This is a genomic window from Nocardia sp. NPDC050435, assembly GCF_040655395.1.
In the GTDB taxonomy this organism is placed as follows: Bacteria; Actinomycetota; Actinomycetes; order Mycobacteriales; family Mycobacteriaceae; genus Nocardia.
Map to the genome: position 1 here is coordinate 198,314 of NZ_JBFAJW010000010.1, position 25,149 is coordinate 223,462.

A 25,149-nucleotide genomic window follows, 5' to 3' on the forward strand; every position below is an offset into this window, starting at 1 on the left:
TCGTCCGGCTTCTCTCATCCGCATCCAAGGCTGCATGTCGGATCGGCGTTGTGCCACAGACGATTACGACAAAGCAGGAGGAGCGATGGTTTCCTACATCGTTACGGGCGGTACCGGATTTCTCGGACGGCGATTCGTGCAGGGCCTGCTCGACGCCGAACCCGAGGCGATCGTGCATGTGCTGATCCGCGAGGCATCGCGGGCCAAGTTCGGCGAACTGGCCGCGGGCTGGCACGGCGGCGAACGCGTCTTCGCCCTGCACGGCGACCTCACCGCGGACAACCTGGGCCTGCGCGACAACCCGCCCGCGGCCGATCACGTGGTGCACCTGGGCGCGGTCTACGACATGACCGCCGACGAGGCCACCGCGCACGCGGCCAACGTCGCGGGCACCGCGGCGGTCATCGCGCTGGCGCGCCGCCTCGGCGCGGTGCTGCACCACGTGTCCTCGGTGGCGGTCGCCGGGGATCACAAGGGCAAGTTCTTCGAGGAGGATTTCGACCTCGGCCAGCGCCTGACCTCGCCCTATCACCGCACCAAGTTCGCGGCCGAGAAGCTGGTCCGCGATGCGACGGGGCTGCGCTGGCGGGTGTACCGCCCGGCGATCGTCGTCGGCGATTCCCGCACCGGCGAGATGGACAAGATCGACGGCCCCTACTACTTCTTCCCCGCCATCGCGAAGCTGGCCGGCCTGCCCGCCGAGCTCCCGATGCCGCTGCCGGATCTGGGCGCCACCAATATCGTTCCGGTCGACTACGTCTCGGCGGCGATGGTCGAGCTGGTGCGCCGGCCCGGCCTGGACGGGCGCACGTTCCACCTGGTCAACCCGGAGCCGCAGCCCTTCGCCGAGGTGTATCGCGCCTTGGCCGACGCCGCGGGCGGGCCCACCGGCATCGGAGTGCTGCCCGGCAGTGGGCGCGCGCTGCACGGGCTCGCACACCTGCCGGGCGTGCCGGCCGTCCGCGATTTCCTGTTCGAACAGGCCGGGATTCCGGCCGCGGTGGCACCGCACGTCGGCTTCACCGCCGAGTTCGTCGCCGACTCGACCCGCGCGCAGCTGCGCGACTCCGGCCTGACGGTGCCGTCTTTCGACAGCTACGCCGAGCGGCTGTGGCGGTTCTGGCGCGAGAACCTGGATCCGGACCGGGACCGGCCCCTCGCCGGCGATCCCTTCGCCGGGCGGGTCGTGCTGATCACGGGCGCGTCCTCCGGGATCGGGCTGGCCAGCGCGCACGCCGTCGCCCGGCGCGGCGCCACCGTCCTCATGGTCGCGCGCGGCCGCGAGGACCTGGAGGCGGCGGTGGAATCCGTGCGCGCCGAGGGCGGTTCGGCCTTCGCCCACCCGTGCGACATCACCGACCCCGAAGCGGTCGAGCTGCTGGTCAAGACCGTGCTGCACGACCACGACCATGTCGACTACCTGGTCAACAACGCCGGTCGGTCGATCCGGCGCTCGGTCGTCAACTCCACCGACCGGATGCACGACTTCGAGCGCACCATGGCGGTCAACTACTTCGGCGCGGTCCGGCTGATCCTCGCGCTGTTGCCGTCCATGCGGGCGCGGCGCTTCGGCCACGTCGTCAACATCTCCTCGATCGCGGTGCAGACGAAGGTGCCGCGCTTCGCGGCCTATGTGGCGAGCAAGTCCGCCCTGGACAATTTCTCCGATATCGCCGCGGTCGAGAACCGGGACGCGGGCATCACCTTCACCTCGGTGCGGATGCCGCTGGTGCGCACTCCGATGATCGCGCCGACCGACCTCTACCGGTCGCTGCCGGTGCACGATCTGGATCAGGCCGCGGCCATCGTGCTGCGCGCGCTCGAGCAGCGCCCGCACCGCATCGATACCCCCGTCGGCACCTTCGCCCAGGCGGTCGACGTGCTGCTGCCCTCGGTGAAGCGCTCGATCCTGCATCAGGGCTACCGGATGTTCGGGGAATCCCGTGCGGCACAGGGCGTTACGCCGAAGACCGAGAGCACGCCGGGCCCCTCGCGCGGCGCGCTCACCGCGCTCGCCCCGGTGCTGCTGCCGCTGATGGCCCTGCCCACGCCCGCCGCGCGGGTGACCAGGGTGATTCCGGGACTGCACTGGTGACACAGCAGTGGGGTCGGCCGGCGCCGACCCCACTTCCCGGATTTCCCGGTCCGGTCTAGATCCGGCCCGCCGCGAACGCCGCCGCCACCCGGATCGCCCAGCCGTATTCGCCGTGCGCGGGCCAGTCGGCGCCCGCTCCGCAGACCGGATCGCCTGCGGTGCAGTAGTTTCCGCTGCGCCAGCCGTAGTCGCCCGGCAGGCCCCAGCCGGTCAGGCGGTTCGGGTCGCCGAAGAGCAGGACCGCCGCCACCCGCGGTCCGACCCACTCGGGCAGCCGGTGAATACCGCCGAGCGCGTTGATATTTCCCGTGCCGAGCACGCCGTGCACGACGAGCGCACCCTGCGAGTAGCCGACCAGGACGAACTGCTGATCCGGGCACATCGCCGCCTGGTGCTCCAGGTGCGCGGCCAGATCGCGGGTGCCGTCGCTGATCGAGGTGGGCACCATCAGGTCCGCCGGATAGTTGACCGAGTAGGCGGCCGAGGAGACCGGAAGCGCCTGCCGCAGTGCGCCGTACAGCTGGTCGCCGACCGCGGCGCCGAGCCATCCGGGTTCGTGGGTGCCCCGGGCGACCACCACCTCCACCGCGGTGCAGGGACTCGCCCCCGCCGTCGCTCCCAGACCCGCCGTCGCGATCCCGGCCGTGAACATCAGCACTGCGAATGCTCCTGCCGACCGCCACCTTTCGAAGCGAAGATACTTCCGGATTTCCATTGTGATCACCCAACTCACGCCGTTGTGAGCGGCCGAGTGACGATTGTCGGTGACAAGTACTCGGCCGTATATCCGCGAAGGTAAGAATCGGCGGAGCGACCGTCAAGCAATCCGAGTCAAGCGAGACCAGCCCGGCACGCAATCGTTGTCTCCGCGCATATCAGCCGCGTCGAATTCCAGGTCACAGCAGGGTCTCTCGGCAGTCACGGCCCGAATTATGCACGGCTGGAGTAGATGTCGCCGGATAGTTATACGGCAACTGGCAAACACACAGCTTCGAGGGCCGGGGTCTTGACGTCTGATACATTTCTGTATTGAATACGGTTCTGTATCGAGTCGCGAGGAGGATCGATTGTGGCGTCGGCGACGGGCGCACCCCGCCTCACCCGAAGACGGGTGGAGACCAGGAACCGCCTGCTCACGGCCGCCTACGAGGTGTTCGCCGAGGAGGGCTTCGGCCGCGCCTCGGTGGAGCGGGTGTGCGAGCGGGCCGGATTCACCCGGGGCGCGTTCTACTCGAACTTCACCTCACTGGACGAGCTGTTCCTGGCCATGTGGGAACAGCGGTCGGCGCAGTTGCTCGCCGACGTGCGCGCCACCCTCGACGACATCTCCGTCGAGGGCACCGAGGACATCGCTGCCGCGGTCGAACGCCTGGTCCGCGCCGTGCCGCTGGACGAGGCGTGGTTCCGCATCACCGCCGAGTTCACCGCGCACGCGCTGCGCAACCCCGCGCTGCGCCGGGTGATGGCCGCGCGTGAGCAGGCCATCGTCACCGCGCTCATCCCCACCATCGTGGCCGCGCTGGCCCGGGTCGGGCGCGCCGTGCCAGACCCGGCCGCGCTCGGCCAGGCCCTGGTCGCCGTGCACGACGGCACGGCCGTCCAGGTGCTGATGGAACCGCGCAGCCGCCGGGTCCGGCGGCGGCGCATCGACCTTTTCTGTCACGTGGTGCTGGCCTACAGCACCCCCTCTCCCGAAGGATCGAAATGAAGAACTGCAGCCCCGAGTTCGCCGAGGCGGCCGAGGTCATCGTCGTCGGCGCGGGCCTGGCCGGACTGGTGGCCGCGTACGAGCTGAGCAAGGCGGGCCGCAAGGTGCACCTGCTGGACCAGGAGAACAGCAACAACCTGGGCGGGCAGGCGTTCTGGTCGCTGGGCGGGCTGTTCTACGTCGACAGCCCCGAGCAGCGCCGCCTCGGCATCCACGACTCCTACGAACTGGCGCTGCAGGATTGGCTGGGCTCGGCCGGCTTCGATCGCGACGACGAGGATCACTGGGCGCGGCAGTGGGCCGAGGCCTATGTGCGGTTCGCCGCCACCGAGAAGCGGGACTACCTGCACGATCTCGGCCTCCGGGTGACGCCGCTGGTCGGCTGGGCCGAGCGCGGCGGCGGCTTCGCCGACGGGCACGGCAACTCGGTGCCGCGCTTCCATCTCACCTGGGGCACCGGGCCCGAGGTGGTGCGGGTCTTCGCCGAACCGGTGCTGGAAGCCGAGCGAAACGGGCTGGTGGGCTTCAGCTTCCGGCACCGGGTGGACGAATTGATCGTCGAGGACGGCGTGGTGGTCGGCGTCGCGGGCAGCGTGCTGGCCGACTCCGATCTCCCCCGGGGCGCGGCGTCGTCCCGGGAAGTGCTGCGCGAGTTCGAGTTCCGCGCCCAGGCGGTGGTCGTCACCTCCGGCGGCATCGGCCACAACCATGACCTGATCCGGCGCAACTGGCCCGTCGACCGGCTCGGCCCCTGCCCGCAGACCCTGATCTCCGGCGTGCCCGCGCACGTGGACGGCCGGATGCTCGGCATCACCGAGGCGGCCGGCGGCGCGATCGTCAACCGGGACCGGATGTGGCATTACACCGAGGGCATCATGAACTGGGATCCGATCTGGCCCGATCACGCCATCCGGATCATCCCCGGCCCCTCCTCGATGTGGTTCGACGCGAACGGAAAACGTTTGCCCGCACCGTGTTTCCCCGGTTTCGACACCAACGCCACGATGAAGGAGATCCTCGCGACCGGTGAGGACTACTCCTGGTTCGTGCTCACCCAGTCGATCATCGAGAAGGAGTTCGCGCTCTCGGGCTCCGAGCAGAACCCCGACATCACCGGCAAGGACCTCAAGCTCACCCTCAAGAGCCGGGTGGCCAAGGGCGCGCCCGGCCCGGTGGAGGCGTTCAAGCAGCACGGCGCGGATTTCGTGGTCGCCGACACCCTGCACGAGCTGGTCGAGGGCATGAACAAGATCGCGCGCGGGCCGCGGCTGGACTACGACACCCTGGAGCGCCAGATCGTCGCGCGCGACCGGGAGATCGGCAACAAGTTCAGCAAGGACAGCCAGTTGATGGCGATGACCAACGCCCGCCAGTACTTCGGGGACAAGGCCGGTCGCGTCGCCAAGCCGCACCGCATCCTGGACCCGGCCGCCGGCCCGCTGATCGCGGTCCGCCTCAACATCCTCACCCGCAAGACCCTGGGCGGCCTCCAGACCAACCTGGACTCCCAGGTCATGCGCCCGGACGGCACCGCGTTCCCCGGTCTCTACGCGGCGGGCGAGGTGGCCGGCTTCGGCGGCGGCGGCGTCCACGGCTACAACGCGCTCGAGGGCACTTTCCTCGGCGGCTGCATCTTCTCCGGCCGCGCCGCCGGCCGCGCTCTGGCGGCCCAGCTCGGCGACCGCTGATCAGACAGTCCGGCGCGCAGCGCTTTTCGCGCCGCGCGCCGGATACAGCGGGGTCGATGCATGCGGCACCGAGGCCGACCCGCGGGTGGGTCCCGGTCGGGTCAGTGGGCCTTGCATTCGGTCAGCGCCGCAACCGAATTGGATTGGGCGGCCGGGGCGGCGGGTGGGGTGGGCACCGGCGGCGGGGTCGTGGTGGTGGGTTCCGGCGCGGGCTCGTTGGTGTAGAGGCGGGCGCCGCTCAGGTGCGGGCCGGGTTCGAGGGTGAGGCCGTAGATGTCGGTGGAGTGGTCGTAGAGGTCGGTGACGCGGACGGCGAAGGGGCCCGGGCCGGCGCTGCTGATGGTCCAGTGGTTGTCGGGACCGCGGGTCAGTTCGCGCCACTGTTCGCTCTCGAACGAGCGGATCGCCACCTGCCGCAGCGGATTTCCGGTGTTACTGAACAGCACCGCGAGCCAGACGTCCGAGGAATCGGGTTTGACCTCGTAGATCATTTCGGGCGCCGGGTCGGGGTCGCGCACCACGCTGTAGCGGATGCCCGTGACGCCCTGGGCCGGGTCGGCGATCCGTTCGAAGGCGGCGGCGCTCAGATCCAGTTGCCCCGGGGCACAGCCGGGGCAGCGATCGGCGATGAGCACGCGGACGTCGCCCTGCGGCCCGTGCACGTCGAGGTAGGCGCCGCACAGGTCGGCGACGCCGTACTCGTGGGTGGAGATGCCCGCGTAGAAGCCGTCCAGCGGCAGGTCGGGATAGGAGCAGGCCACGCCCGGGGTGAACGAGTAGTAGCGCGCCTCCCCCGGCACCGCCGAGGACGGCGTCGAGGTGGGCGGCGGCGTGACCCGCTTGGTCGCGACGCCGGAGCTGCTGACCGGCGCGGCCATCGGAGCGGTGGTGGCCATGGCGTCGGTGGCCGTGCGCGCCGTCTCACAGGTGGTCGACTCCGGCCGCGCCACCCAGACGACGACGCCGACCACGGCGAGCAGCACGCCCAGCGCCGCCCACGCCGAGCCCGCGCGAAAATGATCTTGCCTCAGAGGTATTCGGTGCACCGCTGTCCCCGGCTTCCGGCTCACCCAGCTGCGGACTCTCCATCCTGACCCGCATCAGCAAACCAGCACGCCGCACCGCTTACGCCGGGAACGGAAATACTTCATTCTGAAACGTCCACGAGTCGGCAATCTTGCGGCAAATCACCGGTGGCCGTGCGCCGAAAACCGGAAAACCTCCACCAAGCCGAACCGCCGTCGGCTCCGTAACTCAGGAGGGGACCCGCTCGGCCACCGCTTCCGTCTCCGTCAGCTGATGATTCATCCGATCGCGCTTGGCGCGCAGGTAGCGGATGTTGTGCTCGGTGGGCGTCGCCTGCAACGGAACCCGGTGCAGGACCGCGATGCCGTGGTCTTCCAGCCCCGCCTGCTTGGCCGGATTGTTGCTGAGCAGCCGCACCGAGCGGATGCCGAGATCGGCGAGTACCTGCGCGCCCACGTCGTAGCGACGGGCGTCCACCGGCAATCCGAGCGCCAGGTTGGCCTCCACCGTGTCCGCACCCTGGTCCTGCAGTTCGTAGGCGCGCAGCTTGTTCAGCAGGCCGATGCCCCGGCCCTCCTGCCCGCGCAGGTAGACCACCACCCCGCTGCCCGCCTCGGCGACCATCCGCAGCGCGGCGTCGAGCTGGTCGCCGCAATCGCAGCGCAACGAGCCGAGCGCGTCGCCGGTCAGGCATTCCGAGTGCAAGCGGGCCAGCACGCCGTCCGTGCCCGGGGTGCCGAAAACCAGTGCCAGCGTTTCGGTTCCGGCGCCGTCGCGGTAGCCGAGGACCCGGAATTCGCCGAAGCGGGTGGGCAGCCGGGTCTCGACGATCCGGCGCAGGGCCGGTTCCCGGCGCCGGCGATAGTCGATCAGGTCGGCGATCGAGATGATCGGCAGCTCGTGCGTCCGGGCGAACTCCCGCAGCTCCGGCAGCCGCGCCATGGAGCCGTCGTCGCGCACGATCTCGGCGATCACCCCGGCGGGCGGCAGGCCCGCGAGCCGGGTGAGATCCACGGCCGCCTCGGTGTGGCCGGGGCGCCCGAGCACGCCGTCCGGATCGGCGCGCAGCGGGAACACGTGGCCCGGCCGGGTCAGCTGGGCCGCGCCGGTGCGCGCGTCGGCCAGCAACCGGACGGTCCGCGCGCGGTCGGCGGCCGAGATGCCGGTGCTCACCCCGTCGGCGGCGTCCACCGACACGGTGTACGCGGTCCCCTTCGGATCCTCGTTCACCGCGGTCATCGGCGGCAGGCACAGCCGGTCCAGATCGCCGCCGGTCATCGGCGCGCACAGCACCCCGCTGGTGTGGCGCACCATGAAGGCGACGGTCTCCGGTGTGGCCAGCGCGGCCGCGAGCACCAGATCGCCCTCGTTCTCCCGGTTCTCGTCGTCGACCACCACGACCGGCCGGCCCGCCGCGATCGCGGCGAGGGCCGTCTCGATCGAGTCCAGTACCCGGTGTTGCCCGATTTCGGTCCGCATGACCACCTCCTATATGCCTAGTAGAAATATTCCTACCGAGCGTGTGAAGAGGGCGTCCCGCTCAGTGGCGACGCTCCGTGTCGGTTCTGTCCAAGACGGTGGCGCGGCCCCGGCCATAGGCTGCTGCACAACGGCGCACCGAGCGCCACGGCCGACCGAACGGCCCGAATCCAGGAGGAACACAGTGACACGCGAATTGGTCTACACCGGCTTCATGTCCCTCGACGGCGTCGTGGACTCGCCCGGCGGCGAGGCCGAGGGCCACCGCAGCGGCGGCTGGGTGATGCGGACCGAGTTCGTGCCCGAGGCCTACTCGCTCAAGGGCGACGAGCTCGCCGACACCACGGCGCTGCTGTTCGGCCGCCGCAGCTACGAGGCGTTCGCGCCGTACTGGCGCGACTCCGAGGATCACCTCGCCTACCAGGAACTGCCCAAGTACGTGCTGTCCACCGGCCTGAAGGAGGACGAGCTGACAGCGGGGTGGGGCCCGACCACGATCCTGCGCTCGATCGAGGACGTCGCGGCGCTCAAGCAGACCGAGGGCGGCGGCATCTTCATCCACGGCAGCGCCGAGCTGGCCCGGCGCCTGGCCGACGCCGACCTGATCGACCGGTACAACCTGCTCGTCTTCCCGGTGCTGCTGGGCGCGGGCAAGAGCCTGTTCAGCCGGACGGACCGGGACGCGCGGCAGCTGCAGCTGCGCGAGTCGGAGTCCTACCGCAACGGCGTGACCAAGCTGATCTACGACGTCGTGCGCTGAGCCGGATCCAGCGCCAGCACACCGCCGGTGCCCTCGCGCAGCTGCCGCGCGGTCCGTCCGACATAGCGCCGCAGCGCGCGGGCGAGGTGCGGCTCGTCGTAGAACTCGAGCTTGTCGACCACGTCGCCGGTGTCCTCGCCCGCGCTCAGCAGCAGCGCCGCAGAGCGGGCCCGGCCGATCTGGCGCACCGCCCCCTGGGTGAGGCCGGTCGAGGAGCGGAAGCGGCGCTCCAGGGTGCGCTCGGCGCCGGCCGGACGCTGACCGCGCAGCGCGGCGGCGACCAGCGGGTCCCGGTCCAGCACTCCGGCGCGGACCAGCCGCTCGACCAGCGCCTCGATATCGTCCGGGCCCGGCAGCTCCCACCGCGCGCCGTCGAACCAGAACCCGCGCGCGGTGACGTCCGGCAGCACCAGGCCGGCGTCGACCAGCGTGGACGCGGGGACCGGGCGCAGCACGGTGCCGACGGCGAATTGCAGGCCCACGAAATCCGCGCCCTGCGGGATCGGCGCGGTGCCGCACCGGCTTTCCGGACCGGTGACGGCGGCGGCGAACGCACCGTCCTGGACCCAGAACACCAGGCCCACGGTCTCGGTCGCCACGGAGGTCATCTCCGCGTCCTGTTCGCTGCGGCAGGTCCACACCAGATCGACCCACGGCGAATCGGACCCACGGGTCTCGAACTGCAATCCCACTCTCGGCAGTCTAATTCGCCGGGGCGGCCGCCCTGCGGCCCTTGCCTTTCGCCGGGCGCCGGGGCGCACCCTCGGCCAGCTTGGCGACGTCGGCGAGCAGCGCCTCGGCGAACTCGCGCTCGGCCTCGTAGTGCCGCACGCACCAGCGCAGCACCGCCCCCGGGTAGGCCCAGTCCGGATTCTCCTCCGCGCCTTCGGCGTCGACCTCGGCCAGCTTGCGCATGCGCTCGGCGTAGCCGATGTGCTCGGTGAGGATCTCGCGCAGGCGCTCGGGCTCGGCGAGATGGCCGAGCCAGGCGCGCAACATCACGCTGTGCTTGAGCACCGGCGCCTCGACCGGCGCGTGGTTGACCCACTGCGCGGCGGCCGCGCGACCGGCGGCGGTGATGGCGTACATGCGTTTGCCGCGTACGCCGTCGTCCTGGAGCACGGTGCGCGAGGTGGCGTAGCCGTGCTTCTCCAGGCGCTTGAGTTCGGCGTAGATCTGGCTGAACGACGGGCTCCAGTAGAAGAACTGCAGGCTCCAGTCGGCCCACTTCTTCAGGTCGTAACCCGATAGTTCCTCGGCGTGCGAGAGCATTCCGAGCACCGCCCAGCTCGTGGTGGGCAGCTCCGGCACCTTCGCGTCACTCATCGCCCCGCCTGGGTTCTCGCACTCACGAACCGGACTATATCGGCCAGGCATATTCCTGGCCAGGAAAATCTGGTCAGCGCCACCGCGCATGCCTCGGGAACAGGCTGCGCCCGGCCTCGTGGGCGACCTCCACGAGCACGCGCGCCAGGCGCGCGGTGTCCAGAGCCGTTCGCTCCCCGGTGATCTGGGCGGTCAGCGAGAGCGCCGCCACGGCCGCGCCGCGCCCGCGCACCGGCACCGCGACGCAGGCGATGCCCGCCACCGCTTCCTCGTTGTCCACCGCCACACCCTGGCGATGCCGGATCCGGGCCAGCTCGCGGTGCAGTTCGCCTCTGTCGCAGATGGTTCGGGAGGTCAGCTGGGGTAGCGGATCCCGGAAGGACGCCTCGATGATGCTCGGTTCCAGCGAGGCCAGCAGCGCCTTGCCCAAAGCCGTACTGTGCGCGGGCATTCGGCCGCCCAGCCGGGTGGGCACGTTCGCGGTGCCGCGGCCGCCGGCCTTGTCCAGGTAGAGCACCTCGCGGCCGTCGAGCACGCCGAGGTGGCCGACCATGCCGGTGCGCTGCGCGAGATCGTGCAGCAGCGGACTCACCACGTCGCGAATCTCGTTGTGGTCGGCGGCGAGTCCGCCGAGCTCCAGGGTGCGCATGCCGAGCCGGTAGCCGCCCGGGGCGTGCGCGAGCCAGCGCAGCCGGATCATCTGGTCCAGGATGCGGTGCACCGTGGAGCGCGGCAGGCCGGTGCGTTCGGCCAGTCCGAGCAGTGTGAGAGTCGGCGTGGAACCGTCGAAAGCGTCCAGTATCAACGTCATTCGCTCGATCATGGACACCGGCGGTTGCGCCGGTTTGGCGGCCGCTCGACCCGTGCCCGTCCATGCTTCGCCGGACTCGGGATGGGTCAGCATCTCGACCGTCATGGTTACCTCCAGTGGTGTAGCGCGTCCAAGCTTAGGAGTATTTCGACTAGGCATGTGCGGTTTCGGCACTCCCTGTTGTGTCCCCCATCACAGTGCCGACCCGGGCGGGACGACGAATCCCGGAAACTACGTAGATCGCTACGGATCTTCTCGGTAGCCGGAATCCGTTCTTGACACCCCTTCGAGGTCACAGCTTACTTTCATGGCGAAACGGAATATGTCTAGTCGAAACTTCGTCGTGAAAGGATGGCAGCCACATGGCCGTCGACCTCGACTTCAAGGCCGTCCTCGGCCGGTTCTGCACCGGCGTCACCGCCGTCACCGCCTCCGACGGCGACCTCCCGCTCGGGTTCGCCTGCCAATCGTTCTCCGCCCTCTCGCTGGATCCGCTCGCCGTCGCGATCTTTCCGGCTCGCAGTTCGACCACCTGGCCGCGCATCCGCACGGTCGGGCGGTTCTGCGTGAACATCCTCGCCGAGGATCAGGAAGCGGTGTGCCGGCAGCTGAGTCGCAGCGGCGCAGACAAATTCGCGGGGCTGGACTGGACCCGCTCCCCCAACGGTTCGCCGCTGCTCGCCGGTGCGCTGGCCTGGATCGATTGCACCCTGGCCCAGGAGGTGGACGGCGGTGACCACACCATCGTCGTCGGGCACGTCAGCACGCTCGGCGAGCAGCGCGAAGCCGCACCGCTGCTGTTCTATCGCTCGGCCTTCGAGCGCCTGGAGCGCGGCCCGATGAGTGAGACCCCGGCTACCGGTACCCGGCCGGCGGTCGCAGCATCGAAATAACCCAGCCAGTCATAGACCTGACCGAAATACCTTCGGAGGAAACACATCATGACCGACGATCAGGTACGCGTGATCGACACCGGCGCGCCGCCCGAACGGTACGCCCGCGGCTGGCACTGCCTCGGCCTCGCGGATTCCTTCCGCGACGGGAAGCCGCACACGATCACGGCTTTCGGTACCGAGCTCGTGGTCTTCGCCGCCGGTGACGGCACGCTGAACGTGCTCGACGCCTACTGCCGCCACATGGGCGGCAACCTCGGCGACGGCACCATCAAGGGCGATGCCCTGGCCTGCCCGTTCCACGACTGGCGCTGGAAGGGCAACGGCCGCTGCGCCGGCATCCCCTACGCGCGCCGGGTGCCGCCGCTGGCCCGCACCAAGGCCTGGCCCACGCTGGAGCAGAACAAGCAGCTCTTCGTCTGGAACGACCCGGAGGGCAATCCGCCGCCGGACGAGGTCGCGATCCCGCGGATCGAGGGCGCGTTCAGCGACGAGTGGAGCGACTGGACCTGGAACGAGATCGTCATCGAGGGCGCGAACTGCCGCGAGGTCATCGACAACGTGGTCGACATGGCGCACTTCTTCTACGTGCACTTCGCCTTCCCCACCTACTTCAAGAACGTCTTCGAGGGCCACGTCGCCAGCCAGTACATGACCTCGATCGGGCGCGCGGACATCCAGGGCGAGCTGGCCCGCGAAGCCGGCGGCGAGAACGTGCTGCACTCCGAGGCGCACTACTACGGCCCCTCCTACATGATCGACAACCTGGTCAACGAATCCCACGGCGCGACCGTCGAAGCCGTGCTGATCAACTGCCACTACCCGGTCACGCCGACCAAGTTCGTCCTGCAGTACGGCGCGATCGTGAAGAAGCGGCCCGGTCTCTCGCCGGAAGAGGCCGACGCCATGGCGGTGCGCTTCGCGGGCGGCCTGGGCCGCGGCTTCGAACAGGACGTCGCGATCTGGAAACGCAAGACCCGCATCGACAATCCGCTGCTGTGCGAGGAGGACGGCCCCGTCTACCAGCTGCGCCGGTGGTACGAACAGTTCTACCGGGATGTCGCCGACATCGACGACAAGATGACCGACCGTTTCGAATTCGAGGTCGACACCACCCGCGCGGTGACCGCGTGGGAAGCCGAGGTCGCCGAGAATCTCGCCGCGCGGCAGCACGCCTGACCATGGCCGTCGTCAGCTGTCACACCTGCGGAAACCGAGTCGGGGTCGTGAAATTCAGCCCCGCCCACACCAGCGTGCAGTGGACCGGCGCCGCCGCCCGCACCTGCGCCGAGGCACAGGCCGGCCCCTTCCAGGGCTGCCTGGCCCTGCGCCGCAGCATCGAGAACGCCGTCACCGCGGGCGCGCTGGGCCTGCACACCCGTGAGCAGGACCTCCTGTGAACGCCTCTCTCGCAAAGGATCCACCCATGGCTCTGATCAGTTCGCTCGGCTACGTGCGGGTGGCCGTGCGCGACCCGCACGCCTGGCGCGAATTCGCCTTCGACGTCATCGGTTTCGCGCCCGGCAGCGGCCCCGATCCGGACGCGGTCTACCTGCGCATGGACGAGCGGGCCGCGCGCCTGGAGCTGGTGCCCGGCGAGACCGACAAGGTGCTCGCGATCGGCTGGGAGGTCCGCGATCACCGGGCGCTCGCCCGGGTGCGCGCCGCCGTCGAGGAGTTCGGCCTCGAGGTCACCGCGCTCTCGCTGGAGCAGGCCGACGCCCGCCGGGTGGAGCAGGCGATCAGCTTCACCGATCCCGCCGGCACCACCGTCGAGGTGTTCCACGGACCCGTGCTCGACCACTCCCCCGTCGTCGGCAAGCACGGAAACCGGTTCGTCACCGAGGGATTGGGGCTCGGGCACGCCGTACTACCGGTGCCCGATCTCGACGCCGCCTTCCACTTCTACACCGACGTGCTCGGGTTCCGGCCGCGCGGCGCGTTCCGGCTGCCGACGCCGCCGGAGTACGGGCCGATGCGGGTGCGCTTCCTCGGCGTCAACCGCCGCCACCACAGCCTGGCGCTGATTCCCTCCGGCGGCCAGGAGGGTTCGGGACTGGTGCACATCATGGTCGAGGTCGACTCGCTCGACGACGTGGGCCGCGCCCTGGACCGGGTCGGCAAGGCCGGATATCACCTGTCCTCGACGCTGGGCCGGCACACCAACGACAAGATGATCTCCTTCTACGTCCGCACCCCGGGCGGCTGGGATCTGGAGTTCGGCACCGAGGGCGTGCAGGTCGACGAAGACAGTTACACGGCCGAGGAGATCACCGCCGACAGCTACTGGGGCCACGACTGGTCCCGGTGATGTAGTACGAGTGAGGACAACTGAATTGAGCGAGCAGCACGGACCGACCCGGTTCGGATTCTTCATCGCCCCCTACCACCCGCTGACCGGCAACCCCACCTTGCAGATCCACCGCGATCTGGCCCTGGTGGAGCTGGCCGATCAGCTCGGCTACACCGAAGCCTGGATCGGCGAACACCATTCGGCGGGATTGGAGATCATCGCCGCGCCCGAGGTCTTCCTCGCCGCGGCGGCCCAGCGCACCCGGCAGATCCGGCTCGGCACCGGAGTGAACTCGCTGCCCTACCACCAGCCGATGATGCTGGCGGACCGGCTGTGCCTGCTCGATCACCTGACCATGGGCCGCGCCATGATGGGCGTGGGCCCCGGCCAGCTGGCCACCGACGCGGCCATGATGGGCATCGACCCGGTGCGCCAGCGCGAGATGATGCACGAGTCCATGGGCGTGCTGGTGCGCCTGCTGCGCGGGGAGACCGTGACGGCGCGGACACAGTGGTATCACCTCGAGGAAGCCCGTTTGCAGCTGCTGCCGTACCGGCCCGAGGGCTTGGAACTGGCGGTCGCGTCCACCATGTCGCCCTCGGGCGCGGTGCTGGCCGGCCGCCACGGCGCGGGCCTGCTGTCGCTGGCCGCCTCGGATCCGTCCGGTTACGAGGCGCTGCTGCCGAATTGGAAGGTCTACACCCGGACCATGGCCGAGCACGGCCACACCGTGGACCGATCTCGATGGCGGCTCGTCGCGCCCATGCACCTGGCCGAAACCCGGGAACAGGCGATGCGCGAGGCCGAGTGGGGCGTCGGGCATCTGGTCGACTACATCGAGAAGCTCAGCGGCCGACGTGCGCCCTGGCACACCTCCGCCGGCGCCGCGGTGCGGCAGTGGACCGGCGAGGGCTTCCCGGCCTTCGGCCGCGCCACCATCGGCACGCCCGAGGACGCCATCGCCACGATCGAGAAGCTCGCCGAGCAGTCCGGCGGTTTCGGCACCTTCCTGCTGCTCGGGCTCAATGTCGCGGACTGGGACGCCACGCGGCGTTCGGCGAAGTTGTTCGCCGAACAGGTGATTCCGCACTTCACCCGCGCCAACCGCAATCGCGTCGCGTCGCTGGAGCGGGCGCACGCCAACAGCGAGCGGATGATCGGCGGGCTCACCGCCGGGATCCAGAGCGCCTTCGAGCAGCACGGGCAGGCGCTGGCCACCGCGCTGGACGACGGGACGGGCGCCTGATGCGGGCCGTGGTGCTGCGCGCGGGCGCGCTGATCGTCGACGAGGTACCCGACCCGGTGCCCGGACCCGGCCAGGTGCTGGTGGAAACGGTGGCCTGCGGCATCTGCGGGTCCGACAAGCAGGCCCTGGACCACACCGAGGACTTCTTGCAGGCCTCCCGCGACAGCGGGGTGTCGACCTTCGAATTCGACCCGGGCCGGGATCTGGTGCTGGGCCACGAGATCGCGGCGCGCGTGCTCGCGGCGGGCCCGGACACGCCGCACACCGAGGGGCAGTTGGTCGTCGCCCTGCCCTGGGCGGTCGATCACGCGGGCCGGGTGCACGGCGTCGGTTTCTCCAACGACTTCCCCGGCGGCTACGGCGAGCGAATGGTGTTGCAGGCCATGGCCCTGGAACCGATTCCGGAGCACGTGCCGCCGCAGGTCGCCGCGCTGACCGAACCGCTGGCGGTGGGCTACGGCAACGTGGCGCGCACCGGCATCGGCCCGGGCGGCACCGGCATCGTGATCGGCTGCGGTCCCGTCGGACTCGGCGTGGTGGCGGCGCTGGCCGAACGCGGCGTCGCGCCGATCATCGCCTCGGATCCCTCGGCCCTGCGGCGCGCGACGGCCTTGCGGCTGGGTGCGCACCAGGTGGTGGATCCGGCCGAGCGGGATCCGGTGGACGTGTGGCGCGCGGCCGCCGAATCCGGTCAGCTGCTGCACGTCTGGGTGTGCGCCGCGGTGCCGGGCCTGCTCAACGACCTGCTCTACAAGGTGCCGCGCGAGACCACCATCCTGCAGGTGGGCGCGGTGATGAGCGATGACGTGATCCGCCCGATCGTCGGCATCTACAAGGACATCTCGCTGCAGATGTGCATGGTCTACCCGCACGAGGAGTACGCGCGCACGCTGGGCCGGATCGCCGAGGGCAGCATCGACGCCGCGGCGCTGATCACCGCGGAGGTGGGCCTGGACGGGGTCGCGGGCACCCTGGCGGCGCTGCGCGACCCCGAGGACCACATCCAGATCCTGGTGCGGCCCAACGGCTGAGGGTCAACTAGCGCGCGATCCGACGCGCTGCTCCGCGGCCGCGCGGAGCAGTTCGCGGGTGTAGCGCTCGGCCAGCAACGGCAGGAAATTGTCGAGCTTGGCGTCGGCGGCGAGGTGGTCGTAGGCCGCGCGGAGCAGACCCCCGATCACGGTCTCCTCGACGTCGGCGCCGAATTCCTCGGTCAGGCGATGCGTGGCGACACGCAGCGCCATCCCCTGGTCCAGGGTGGGATCATCGGTGTGGGTGGCGGAAGCGGGACTCTCGGTCACGGCGGACTCCTCGGCGTGGACGAAATTCCGGACGCCGTGCTGGGCGCCCAGTCGGCGAGTACCCCGCGACACGCACGGTCGCGCGCTCTCCCTCTGCTCGACAGCTACTGTTCACCGCCCATTCACCTGACCCCGGGTCGGGAAGCATACGAGGAGCGCACAAGTCGAGCTGCCGTCCTGACCACCGGAACCGGGTCGCGAGATCGGTTGTCGCCGCACACCGCGCGTGCGAGCCTGAGCGGATGGATCTCGCCGCCCTCGAAGCCATCCGCCGGCTCAAGCACCGCTACTTCCGCACCCTCGATCTGAAGCTGTGGGACGAGTTCGCCGACACCCTCGCCGTCGACGCGCAGGGCCGCTACGGCACGCACGCGCTCGGCAAGGCCCTGGTGTTCGACGGACGGGACGCGATCGTCGAGTTCATGCGCCAGAACCTCGGGCCGAGCGTGCTCACCACCCACGTGGCCAGCCAGCCGGAGATCGACGTCGACGGTGAAACCGCCACCGGCTCCTGGCTTTTCGAGGACACGGTGATCGCCACCGAGTACGGGGTGCTGATCCGGGGGTCGGGCTACTACTCCGATGCCTACCGCCGCGACGCCGACGGGCAGTGGCGGATCAGCTCCACCGGCTATCAGCGCATCTACGAGGCGTCGCAGTCACTGGCGGACACGCCGAGCTTCCACCTGCTGACGAACCGCTGGGCCGCCGCGGCGACGGAGTGAGCCGATTGGCAGGAGATCGGTCCAGTTTGGCAGTAGTGGCGCTGGACCGGTCCCCGGGCGTCGGATCATGCTCGAGGTATGTCTCTAGCGCCCGCTGAATTCGCCCCCGAGACCGTCTATCTGAACACCGCCTCGCACGGCCTGCCGCCCGCCCGCGCGCTGGCCGCGGTGCGCGCGGCCCAGGACCGCTGGGCCGCCGGGCGGGGTGCGCCCCTGGTGCACGACCACCTCGTGCCCGAACTGCGCGCCGGCTTCGCCCGGCTGCTCGACGGCGCGAGCGCCGACGAGATCGGCCTGGGCAGCACCGTGTCCGCGCTGATCGCGCCGGTCGCGGCGGCCCTGCCCGCGGGCGCGGAAGTCCTGGTGGCCGAGGGCGAATTCGCCTCGGTGACAATGCCGTTCCTGTTCCGCGGCGACCTCGCGGTGCGCACGGTGCCGCTGGAGCGGCTGGCGGCGGCGGTGCGGCCGGAGACGGCGCTGGTCGCGGTGAGCGTGGTGCAGTCCGCTGACGGCCGGATCGCCGACACCGCCCGGCTACGCGAGGTCACCCGCGCGGCCGGCGCGCGCCTGCTGCTCGACGCCACCCAGGCCGCGGGCTGGCTGCCGCTGCGCTTCGCCGACGCCGACTACTGGGTGTGCGCGAGTTTCAAATGGCTGATCGGGGCGCGCAGCGTCGCGTTCTTCGGCGCGAGCGCCGAGGCCGCCGCCGAGCTGCGCCCGGTCGGCCCCGGCTGGTACGCGGCCGAGGACCGCTGGGCCGAGCTGTACCAGCCGGTCGCCCTGGCCGGCACCGCACGGCGCTTCGATCAGACCCCGGACTGGCTGGGGGTCGTCACCGCCGCGGCCGCGCTGAGCCTGCTCGAAGAGCTGGGCGTGGACAAGATCCACGCGCACAACCTCGCCCTGGCCGAGCGCTTCCGCACCGGGCTGGCCGATCTCGGCTATCGGACCCCGGCCCAGCCCTCGGCGATCGTCACCGTGCCCGGCGCGGGCGCGGCGGCCGAACGGCTGGAAGCCGCCGCGGTGATCGTATCGGCGCGGGGCGGCGGCCTGCGCTTCTCGTTCCACCTGCACAACTCCGATGCCGACGTCGACCGCGCGCTCGACGCGCTCGGACCGAACCGCTGACTCACAGATCCGGCAGCGGGATGGCCAGGTTCGGGATGATCAGGCCGCCGTCCGGCTCGAGCACCTTGCCGGTGAGGTATTTGCCCGCCGGGGAGACCAGGTAGAGCGCGGCGGCGGCGATGTCCTCCGGCTCGCCGATGGTGTGCAGCGGCGTCTTGGTCTCGAGTTCGGTGCGCATGGCCTCGTTCTGCGCGACGATCTCCAGCGCCGAGGTGCGGATCGAGCCCGGCGCGATCGCGTTCACCCGGATGCGCGGGCTCAGATCCAGCGCCGCGAGCTTGGTGTAATGCGCCAGAGCGGCTTTGGCGGTGCCGTAGGCCGCGAAGGCCCGCCCCGGCAGCCGGCCCATCGCCGAGGTGATGTTGACGATGGACCCGCCGTGCGCTGTCTCCAGCATGAGCGGCACGGCGGCGCGCACCAGCGCGTGCGCGTTGGCCACATTGAAGTCGAACGCCTGGGAGAGCGCCTCGGGCGTGGTGTCCAGCAGCGGACTCGGCATCGCGCCGCCGACATTGTTGACCACGATGTCGAGGCGGTCGAACTCCTCGACCGCCACCGCGGCCAAGGCGGCCGCCGCGTCGGGATCGCTGAGATCGGCGGGCACCACGTGCGCACGCCGCCCGAGCGCGGCGACCCGCCCGGCCACCTCGTCGAGCTGGTCCTTGCTCCGCGCGGAGATCACCACGTCCGCCCCGGCCTCGGCGAAGGCGACGGCGATGGCCGCCCCCAGGCCGCGCCCCGCGCCGGTGACCACGGCCACCTGCCCGTCGATCCGAAAACGATCCAAAATCATGCCGGCCCACCACATCCACGTCGATGTCACTTACCGCCACCGATTGTGCGGGACCGGGCGGGCGCGCGCGACCGGTGATCTCGTTGACCGGTGTCAGCGGCCGGCGAGCTGCTGCCGCCAGCCGCGCTCGATCATGCCCAGCAGCGCCGGATAGACCAGCACGTATCGGAAAGCGGTGATCGCGGCCATGTACAGCCGGCCGAACCACCCGTTCGGCTTGACCAGCACGGCCATCTGACCGCGGTAGCCGCCATGTCCGTCGGGGACCCAGCCGAGGTGCAGCAGACCGTGCACGGTCCGGTTGCCCATCTCGGCCACCCATTCGTCGTGGGTCTGATACAGCGAGGTGAACGGCACCGTCTGCGGATCGGGGCCACGCGGGCCGGCCGCGAGATCGGCGGGCAGCCGGTCGCGCAGGCTCGGCGTGCGGGTCCCGACGCCGGATTCGGCGGTGTCCCAGCGCAATACCGCGCCGATCCGCCAGCGCGCGGCCATCAGGAACCGGTACACCAGCGGCGGCCGGGTGGCGCCCTCGTCGCTACCCGCGAACCACTGCACCAGCAGCGGCAGATCGTCCGGGCCGCCGGGGGTCGGCAGGCCCCACACGTCGTAGAGGACGAAATCCGGGGCGATCTCGTGGATCCGCCACGGCCGGGTGGTGTGCGCGGTATCCGGAAGCTTCATCGTCGAGCCTTTCCCGAGGTCGGAATCACAGCGCGGCCCGCTGGCCGGTGGCCCGGCGGCGGTGCCACGATGAGCTCATGGTGCAGCCCAGCCGGTCCTGGCGTCTTGAACGAAACGGCAATACCGCGTTCGTGGCGGTGGCGGCCGAGTTCGCCTGCATCGCCGAGAGTTCGGCCGTGACGCCGAACGGATTCCGGCACCCGGCCTGGCAGCTGGTGCTGTCCGCGGACGCGCCGGTGACCGTGCGCGACGAGCGCGGCGTGCGCACCGCCGGGGCCGGAATCCTGGTCTCGCCGGGCCTGTTTCGCACCTTCACCTATCCGGCGGGCTATGTGTCGCTCTGGATCGATCCGCACCGGCTGACCGGTCCGCGCGGCGTGCACGCCCTGGACCGATCCCGGGTCACGCGCCTGCTGACGGGCCTCGGGACCGACCTCGATCCGGCCCGGCTGCGCGCGGCGGTGGCGCGGACCCTCGGGCCGGGCGCCGACCTCGATCCGCGGGTGGGTCGCGCCCTGGAACTCCTCGACGGTGGCCTGCCCGCCGGGCAACTGGCCGCGCGAGCCGGGGTGTCGCCCAGACGATTCCGGCAGCTCTGCGCGCAAAGTCTGGGCTGCTCGCTGCCCGCCCTGCGCCGCTGGCATCGGCTGCGGGCGGCAGTCGTCCAGCTACCGTTCCGGCCCGCCGCGGCGGTGGCGGCCGGTGCCGGGTTCGCCGACCAGTCGCACCTGGTCCGCACCACCGTCGCCCTGGGCGGGGTCACGCCCGGCGCGCTGTCGGCACGATGGCAGGCGATCGTTCCCGAATCGGGTGTGGGAATTCCCATACCTAAGGAATAGTTAATGTTGCGGAGCACATGTTTCAAAACTCTGTGATCTTGACCTATCCCGTTGATATCGTCGCGCCATGTTGGACTCGCAGGGCGATCGATCGGGGGGCGAGCCGACCGCTGAGCAACGGCCGCACCCCTCGACCGGGTCGGAGAACGCCGGTACCGAAACGGTCGAACCCGGGCACTTCGAGACGACCCGGGTCGAAATCCCGGACGAGCCAAGACAACTCCCGGACACCATCGAGGTCGACGACGAGGAACGCCCCGCCCGGGAATTGACCGGATGGCCGGAGCGGATCGTGGCCACCGCGGCGTTCGCGGTGGCGTTGCTCGCACTCTGGCAGGTGTTCCGCCCGCTGCCGCAGGGCAGCCAGTACTACCTGGTGGTGTTCCTGGCGGGCACGCTCCCGCTGGTCTTCCTCGCCTATCGCTCCGGAATCCGGCGCCTGGACCGGGAATCCGGGCCGGGGCCGCTGGATTACGCGCTCGCGGCGCTCACCCTGGCGGTCTGCCTGTATCCGGTGCTGCCGTTCCGGATCGGTTCCGGCGGCGGCGGTTACGACGACTTCCTGGACCGCCAGACCCTGTTCGATCCGGTCGACATCGCGATGGGCGCGGTCCTGCTGGTGCTCGTGCTGGAGGCCTGCCGGCGCACCACCGGCTGGGTGCTGCCCCTGGTGTGCCTGGTCTTCGTCGCCTACGGGTACTACGGCGGACTGATGCCGCAGGATTGGTCCATCGCCCATGCGGGACTGGACTTCTCGCAGATGATCGACGCGTTCTACAACTCCTCGAGCGGCTTCTTCGGCACACCGCTGGACGTGGCGGCCACCTACATCGTGCTGTTCACGCTCTACGGCGCGGTGCTCGAATTCTCCGGCGCGGCACAGTTCTTCGTGGATCTGTCGGTGTCGGCGTTCCGGCGTTCGCGCACGGCGGCCGGGCGCACCACCGTCGCCTCGGGCTTCCTGCTCGGCACCGTGTCCGGGTCGGGCACGGCCACGGCGGTCAGCGTCGGCGCGGTCACCTGGCCCATCCTGCGCAAGGCCGGGTATCCCGCCGAGCAGGCCGGCGGCATGCTCGCCGCCGCGGGCGTCGGGGCGATCCTGTCACCGCCGACGCTGGGTGTGGCGGCGTTCATCGTCGCCGAGTACCTCGACGTCTCCTACGTCACGGTGCTGGGCTGGGCGCTGATCCCCACGGTGCTGTACTACCTGGGCATTCTGCTCGCCGTCGAGATCGACGCGCGCCGGCTGGGCACCCGGCCCGTGGAGGTCGCGACCACCTCGTCGTGGCGGCTGCTGGGGCGCTTCGGTTATCACTTCCTGTCCCTGATCGTCATCGTGGTGCTGCTGCTGATCGGCGTCAGCGCCACCAAGTCCGTGGTGTACGCGACGGCGCTGGCATTCGTGCTGGCGTTCCTGGATTCGCGCACCCGGGCCCGGGCCCGCTCGCCGCGCCAGGTCTTCGCCGCGCTCAGCTCCGGGGTGCGCTCGGCGCTGCCGGTGGTCGCGGTGTGCACCTCGGCCGGCGTCATCACCGCGATCACCACCAAGACCGGCCTCGGCGCGCAACTGGCCGCGCTGCTGGTGCAGGCCGCGCGTTCGATCTCGGACAACCACACCGTGATCCTGGCGCTGACGGTCGTGCTCGCGGCGGTGGCGCTCGCGATCCTCGGGCTCGCGGTGCCGGTGACGGCCTCGTTCATCATCGGCTGGGCCATCATCGGGCCCGCCCTGCTGGAGCTGAACGTGCCCGCGCCCGCGGCCGCGATGTTCGTCTTCTACTACTCCGTGCTCTCGGAGGTGACGCCGCCGACCGCGCTCGCCGCTGTCGGCGCGGCCGCCATCACCGGCGGGCGCACCGTGCCCACGATGTGGCAGGCGCTGAAATACGCGCTGCCCGCGTTCCTGGTGCCGGTGGTCTTCGTGCTGACCACCAACGGAGAAGCGCTGCTGGGGCGGGGTCCCTGGCTCGAGGTGCTGTGGACGACGCTGATCGCCTGCCTCGCGGTGGCCGCGCTGGCCGTCGCGACCGGCGGCTGGATCCTCGGCGTCGGACCTGCCGGTAAGCCCGCCCGCGTGCTCGCGGCGCTCGGCGGTCTTACGCTGCTGTACCTGGAGCCCGGTGCGATCATCGCCGGGCTGGTCGCGGTGGTCGCGGCTATCGGGGTTACTGCCCTGTCACGAAGGAGGACGACATGAGCGCAGTCGCAAAGGGTTTCGTCAGATCGAGGTCGGCGGGGGTGATCGCGGTGCTCGGCGTCGCGGTCCTGTCGGCCGGGCTGCTCACCGGCTGCGGCGGTCGCCGCGACGCGCCACAGACCGACGCGGGCGGCGAGGTGAATTGTGAAGTGCACCAGGAAACCCGGGTCGGCATCGCCACCGGCAACGCGACCGGTGTCTACTTCGCGCTCGGCAACGCCTACGCCGAGCAGATCGCCCAGGCCACCAACGGCACCGTGAAGGCCACCGCCGCCGAGACCGGCGCGTCGGTGCAGAACATCCAGCAGCTGGTGGCGGGCACCTACCAGGTCGCGTTCTCGCTCGCCGATTCCGCCTCCGACGCGGTGCTCGGCGTCGGCAGCTTCGACGGGAAAAAGCAACCGGTGCAGGCGCTTACCCGGCTGTACCCGAACTACACCCAGGTGGTGGTGCGCAAGGGCGCGAACATCAATTCGGTCGCCGACATGAAGGGCAAGCGGGTCTCCACCGGTTCGCCGAAATCCGGCACCGAGGTGATCGCCAACCGCGTGCTGCAGGCCGCGGGCCTCAACCCCGACAGCGACATCTCCGCCCAGCGCCTCGATCTCACCAAGACCGTGGACGGCATGAAGGACGGCTCGATCGACGCCATGTTCTTCTCCGGCGGGCTGCCCACCCCCGGCATCACCGACCTGTTCACCTCGGCGCGCGACCAGGTCAGGTTCCTCGACATCGCCGGCCTGAACGGCGCGATGCAGAAGATCAGCCCCGTCTACGAGGAAGGCACCATCCCCGCCGCCACCTACGGGCTGCCCGCCGACGCCAAGACCATCGTGGTCCCCAACGTCCTGCTGGTCCGCGACGACCTGGACGCCAACCTGGCCTGCGTCCTGGCCAAGACCGTCTTCGACCGCAAAACCCAACTGGAACAGGCCAACTCGGCCGCCAAGGGCATCGTCAAGGACAACGCGCAGAAGACCGAACCGGTCCCCCTGCACCGCGGCGCCACCCACGCCCTGACCCACTGACCCCGGACCACCCCTGCCCCGCCACCTGGCACCCGGCAGGGGTGTTCGGCGATCCGGCCGACGCGACATCCTGCGCATGATCGGCGCGATCGCCTGGGCGGCCCAGGACGCACCCGCGCCCACCGCCCAGGCCGATCGCCTGCTGACCCTGCTGCTCGACGGCGTCCGAGCCCAGGCTGTCAGCTAGTCGTGCAGCGCGCGGCGCAGGGCCGAATACGCCGCGGCCGAGGCTACTTTCGCGTCCGGGAGATGTTCGCCCATGCTGAAGAAGCCGTGGAACTCACCGTCGTATCGGATCACCTCGGCGTCGACGCCCGCGGCGCGCAGCCGCGCACCGTAGTTCTCGCCCTCGTCCCGGAGCGGATCGTATTCCGCCGTCACGATGTGCGCGGGCGGCAGACCCGTCAGGTCGGCGGCATGGGCGGGCGCGGCGTAGGGATCCGCGGCGTCGCCGTCCGGTCCGAGATACTGCTCCCAGTACCAGCGCAGATGATCGTCGGTGACGAAGTAGCCCTGGGCGTTCTCCCGGTAGGAGTCGGTGTCGCGGGCCGGGTCGAGCATCGGGTAGACGAGCAGCTGATGCGCGATCGCGGGCCCGCGCCGATCCCGGGCCAGCAGCGTGGTCACCGCGGCGAGATTGCCCCCGGAACTGTCGCCCGCCACCGCGATCCGGCCGGGATCCCCGCCGAGCGAGGCCTTGAGTTCGGCGACCCAGCACAGCACCGCGTAGGCGTCCTCGGCGGCGGCCGGATACCGATGCTCGGGCGCCTGCCGATAATCGACCGAGACGACGATCGCGCCGACCTCGTTGGCCATGCCCCGGCAGAGCTGATCGTGGGAATCCAGGCTGCAGATGGTGAATCCGCCGCCGTGGCAGAACACGATGGCCGGCAGTTCGCCGCCCGCCCCGGCCGGGTGATAGATCCGCACCCGCACCGGCGGCGCACCTTCCGGCCCGGGTATCAGCCGCTCCTCCACCTTGCGGACCGGGATCGGGTCCACCGCCGCGACGGGCCGGGCGGCGAGCATGCGCCGCGCCTGCGCGGCGTCGGTCACCTCGGTGCCCAGCTTCGGGAACGACCCGGCGGCCGCGTCGACGATTGCCTGCGCCTCTGGCTTCAACGCCATC

General features: G+C 70.5%; 25 protein-coding genes. 15 read left to right on the plus strand and 10 right to left on the minus strand.

Features of this window, described 5'->3' with window-relative positions:
• Positions 1-85: 85 nt before the first annotated feature.
• On the plus strand, positions 86-2,095 hold the full coding sequence (locus tag AB0I43_RS29180; RefSeq protein ID WP_356981157.1) for an SDR family oxidoreductase: 2,010 nt from the start codon (positions 86-88) through the stop codon (positions 2,093-2,095).
• Positions 2,096-2,150: 55 nt separating this feature from the next.
• Here AB0I43_RS29180 and AB0I43_RS29185 read toward each other — a convergent pair whose 3' ends face one another.
• Positions 2,151-2,747, minus strand: coding sequence for a cutinase family protein (locus AB0I43_RS29185; RefSeq protein ID WP_356977340.1), 597 nt, complete (start codon positions 2,745-2,747; stop codon positions 2,151-2,153).
• Between the two features lie 417 nt (positions 2,748-3,164).
• Here AB0I43_RS29185 and AB0I43_RS29190 point away from each other — a divergent pair, with 417 nt between their 5' ends.
• Positions 3,165-3,803 carry a TetR/AcrR family transcriptional regulator gene (locus AB0I43_RS29190; RefSeq protein ID WP_356977040.1) on the plus strand — a complete coding sequence of 213 codons (639 nt, stop codon included), beginning with the start codon at positions 3,165-3,167 and terminating at the stop codon, positions 3,801-3,803.
• Positions 3,800-5,491 carry an FAD-binding dehydrogenase gene (locus AB0I43_RS29195; protein WP_357432957.1) on the plus strand — a complete coding sequence of 564 codons (1,692 nt, stop codon included), beginning with the start codon at positions 3,800-3,802 and terminating at the stop codon, positions 5,489-5,491. Before AB0I43_RS29190 ends, AB0I43_RS29195 begins: the two co-directional genes overlap by 4 nt.
• Positions 5,492-5,592: 101 nt before the next feature.
• Here the strand turns inward: AB0I43_RS29195 and AB0I43_RS29200 are convergent, their stop codons facing one another.
• Both AB0I43_RS29200 and AB0I43_RS29205 read right to left on the minus strand, forming a co-directional pair.
• A complete protein-coding gene (locus AB0I43_RS29200) occupies positions 5,593-6,537 on the minus strand; it encodes an expansin EXLX1 family cellulose-binding protein (RefSeq protein ID WP_357432958.1) in 945 nt (314 codons plus the stop codon).
• Positions 6,538-6,745: 208 nt separating this feature from the next.
• Positions 6,746-7,996, minus strand: a complete 1,251-nt coding sequence (locus AB0I43_RS29205) for a bifunctional 3,4-dihydroxy-2-butanone-4-phosphate synthase/GTP cyclohydrolase II (RefSeq protein WP_356977045.1) — start codon at positions 7,994-7,996, stop codon at positions 6,746-6,748.
• A gap of 184 nt (positions 7,997-8,180) precedes the next feature.
• Between AB0I43_RS29205 and AB0I43_RS29210 the strand changes: the two genes are divergently transcribed.
• A complete protein-coding gene (locus AB0I43_RS29210) occupies positions 8,181-8,756 on the plus strand; it encodes a dihydrofolate reductase family protein (protein ID WP_356977047.1) in 576 nt (191 codons plus the stop codon).
• On the opposite strand, the gene AB0I43_RS29215 is transcribed toward AB0I43_RS29210, so the two are convergent.
• From AB0I43_RS29215 to AB0I43_RS29225, 3 genes are all read right to left on the minus strand, one after another.
• Entirely contained in the window at positions 8,738-9,448 is a 711-nt protein-coding gene (locus tag AB0I43_RS29215; RefSeq protein WP_356977049.1) for a helix-turn-helix domain-containing protein, read from the minus strand. The genes AB0I43_RS29210 and AB0I43_RS29215 overlap by 19 nt on opposite strands.
• Positions 9,449-9,458: 10 nt before the next feature.
• Complete coding sequence (locus AB0I43_RS29220) at positions 9,459-10,082, minus strand: PadR family transcriptional regulator (protein WP_356977051.1); 624 nt, start codon at positions 10,080-10,082, stop codon at positions 9,459-9,461.
• Positions 10,083-10,155: 73 nt separating this feature from the next.
• The gene (locus AB0I43_RS29225; RefSeq protein WP_356977053.1) at positions 10,156-10,998 is read right to left on the minus strand and encodes an IclR family transcriptional regulator; all 843 of its coding nucleotides are present in this window, start codon (positions 10,996-10,998) and stop codon (positions 10,156-10,158) included.
• Positions 10,999-11,255: 257 nt separating this feature from the next.
• Between AB0I43_RS29225 and AB0I43_RS29230 the strand changes: the two genes are divergently transcribed.
• Genes AB0I43_RS29230 through AB0I43_RS29255 form a run of 6 tightly spaced genes read left to right on the plus strand, consistent with a single transcriptional unit; the run spans position 11,256 to position 16,356 of the window.
• Entirely contained in the window at positions 11,256-11,786 is a 531-nt protein-coding gene (locus AB0I43_RS29230; protein ID WP_356977055.1) for a flavin reductase family protein, read from the plus strand.
• 48 nt (positions 11,787-11,834) lie between these two features.
• The gene (locus AB0I43_RS29235) at positions 11,835-12,965 is read left to right on the plus strand and encodes a Rieske 2Fe-2S domain-containing protein (protein ID WP_356977057.1); all 1,131 of its coding nucleotides are present in this window, start codon (positions 11,835-11,837) and stop codon (positions 12,963-12,965) included.
• Between the two features lie 47 nt (positions 12,966-13,012).
• A complete protein-coding gene (locus AB0I43_RS29240) occupies positions 13,013-13,186 on the plus strand; it encodes a hypothetical protein (RefSeq protein WP_356977059.1) in 174 nt (57 codons plus the stop codon).
• 26 nt (positions 13,187-13,212) lie between these two features.
• A complete protein-coding gene (locus tag AB0I43_RS29245) occupies positions 13,213-14,097 on the plus strand; it encodes a VOC family protein (RefSeq protein WP_357432959.1) in 885 nt (294 codons plus the stop codon).
• Between the two features lie 25 nt (positions 14,098-14,122).
• Positions 14,123-15,325 carry an LLM class flavin-dependent oxidoreductase gene (locus AB0I43_RS29250; RefSeq protein WP_357432960.1) on the plus strand — a complete coding sequence of 401 codons (1,203 nt, stop codon included), beginning with the start codon at positions 14,123-14,125 and terminating at the stop codon, positions 15,323-15,325.
• Positions 15,325-16,356, plus strand: a complete 1,032-nt coding sequence (locus AB0I43_RS29255; RefSeq protein ID WP_357432961.1) for a zinc-binding dehydrogenase — start codon at positions 15,325-15,327, stop codon at positions 16,354-16,356. The genes AB0I43_RS29250 and AB0I43_RS29255 overlap by 1 nt, the downstream gene beginning before the upstream one ends.
• A 3-nt stretch (positions 16,357-16,359) precedes the next feature.
• Here the strand turns inward: AB0I43_RS29255 and AB0I43_RS29260 are convergent, their stop codons facing one another.
• Positions 16,360-16,626: a three-helix bundle dimerization domain-containing protein gene (locus AB0I43_RS29260; RefSeq protein ID WP_356977064.1), complete on the minus strand. Its 267-nt coding sequence runs from the start codon at positions 16,624-16,626 to the stop codon at positions 16,360-16,362.
• Positions 16,627-16,868: 242 nt separating this feature from the next.
• Between AB0I43_RS29260 and AB0I43_RS29265 the strand changes: the two genes are divergently transcribed.
• Both AB0I43_RS29265 and AB0I43_RS29270 read left to right on the plus strand, forming a co-directional pair.
• The gene (locus tag AB0I43_RS29265; protein WP_356977065.1) at positions 16,869-17,351 is read left to right on the plus strand and encodes a nuclear transport factor 2 family protein; all 483 of its coding nucleotides are present in this window, start codon (positions 16,869-16,871) and stop codon (positions 17,349-17,351) included.
• A 78-nt stretch (positions 17,352-17,429) separates the two neighbouring features.
• Positions 17,430-18,479: an aminotransferase class V-fold PLP-dependent enzyme gene (locus AB0I43_RS29270; RefSeq protein WP_357432962.1), complete on the plus strand. Its 1,050-nt coding sequence runs from the start codon at positions 17,430-17,432 to the stop codon at positions 18,477-18,479.
• Between the two features lies 1 nt (position 18,480).
• Here AB0I43_RS29270 and AB0I43_RS29275 read toward each other — a convergent pair whose 3' ends face one another.
• Positions 18,481-19,272: an SDR family oxidoreductase gene (locus AB0I43_RS29275; protein WP_357432963.1), complete on the minus strand. Its 792-nt coding sequence runs from the start codon at positions 19,270-19,272 to the stop codon at positions 18,481-18,483.
• A 93-nt stretch (positions 19,273-19,365) separates the two neighbouring features.
• Positions 19,366-19,956 carry a DUF2867 domain-containing protein gene (locus AB0I43_RS29280; protein ID WP_357432964.1) on the minus strand — a complete coding sequence of 197 codons (591 nt, stop codon included), beginning with the start codon at positions 19,954-19,956 and terminating at the stop codon, positions 19,366-19,368.
• Positions 19,957-20,033: 77 nt separating this feature from the next.
• Between AB0I43_RS29280 and AB0I43_RS29285 the strand changes: the two genes are divergently transcribed.
• The 3 genes from AB0I43_RS29285 to AB0I43_RS29295 all read left to right on the plus strand — a co-directional run bounded on the left by AB0I43_RS29285 (position 20,034) and on the right by AB0I43_RS29295 (position 24,020).
• Positions 20,034-20,795, plus strand: coding sequence for a helix-turn-helix domain-containing protein (locus tag AB0I43_RS29285; protein ID WP_357432965.1), 762 nt, complete (start codon positions 20,034-20,036; stop codon positions 20,793-20,795).
• 67 nt (positions 20,796-20,862) lie between these two features.
• Positions 20,863-22,992, plus strand: a complete 2,130-nt coding sequence (locus tag AB0I43_RS29290; protein WP_357432966.1) for a TRAP transporter fused permease subunit — start codon at positions 20,863-20,865, stop codon at positions 22,990-22,992.
• On the plus strand, positions 22,989-24,020 hold the full coding sequence (locus AB0I43_RS29295) for a TAXI family TRAP transporter solute-binding subunit (RefSeq protein WP_357432967.1): 1,032 nt from the start codon (positions 22,989-22,991) through the stop codon (positions 24,018-24,020). The genes AB0I43_RS29290 and AB0I43_RS29295 overlap by 4 nt, the downstream gene beginning before the upstream one ends.
• Before the next feature lie 183 nt (positions 24,021-24,203).
• On the opposite strand, the gene AB0I43_RS29300 is transcribed toward AB0I43_RS29295, so the two are convergent.
• Positions 24,204-25,148 (minus strand): alpha/beta hydrolase, encoded by a 945-nt coding sequence (locus tag AB0I43_RS29300; RefSeq protein WP_357432968.1) that lies wholly within the window; start codon positions 25,146-25,148, stop codon positions 24,204-24,206.
• Position 25,149 lies beyond the last annotated feature (1 nt).